1 protein-coding gene is annotated in these 548 nt (G+C 66.2%); it reads left to right on the top strand.

Annotated elements, in window-relative coordinates; all coding sequences use genetic code 11:
* The coding region (locus DNK89_RS23870; RefSeq protein ID WP_153064351.1) for an ABC transporter substrate-binding protein at positions 1 to 523 on the top strand (523 nt) is incomplete at its 5' end.
* Positions 524 to 548: the final 25 nt, after the last annotated feature.

Below are 548 nucleotides of genomic sequence, written 5' to 3'. Positions count from 1 at the left end.
GTTGCTCATGAAGGCGACGCAATCGGCCGGCCTGAAGGTGCGCTTTGCCACCGTGTTCCTGGACCAGGTCGGCAACCTCGCCAACGCCGGCGAGGTCGCGCTGGGCCACTACATCGCCCACCCCTACAACATCGAGGCCGCGGGCGAGGAAGGCGCCAAGTTCGCCGAGGACTACAAGGCCAAGACCGGCCACTACCCCAGCTACACCGAGCCGCAGACCGTGATCGGCATCACCTTCCTGGGCGAAGCACTCAAGCAGGTCAAGCCCAAGGACGGCAAGCTGTCGGTGCGGGACCTGGCGCGCGCGCTGGAGAAGGTCACCTACACCTCGCCGCTGGGCACCTACACCATGCGCGCCGAAGACCACCAGGTGCAACTGCCGATGGTGGTGTCCAAGGTCGGCAAGAACGCCAAGTACAAGGCCGACGGCACCGACATGGGCTTCGAGCCGGTCAAGGTGCTGTCCGCCGCGGACGTGTCCGCGCCGGTGCAGGCCACCTGCAAGATGGTTCGCCCGGACTGATGACGCGATGGCCTTGGACGGCATG

It is taken from the genome of Acidovorax sp. ST3, assembly GCF_003231145.1.
In the GTDB taxonomy this organism is placed as follows: domain Bacteria; phylum Pseudomonadota; class Gammaproteobacteria; order Burkholderiales; family Burkholderiaceae_C; genus Acidovorax.
The sequence above is the reverse complement of the archived record's forward strand: the minus strand, read 5'-3'. Positions and strand labels throughout refer to the sequence as shown.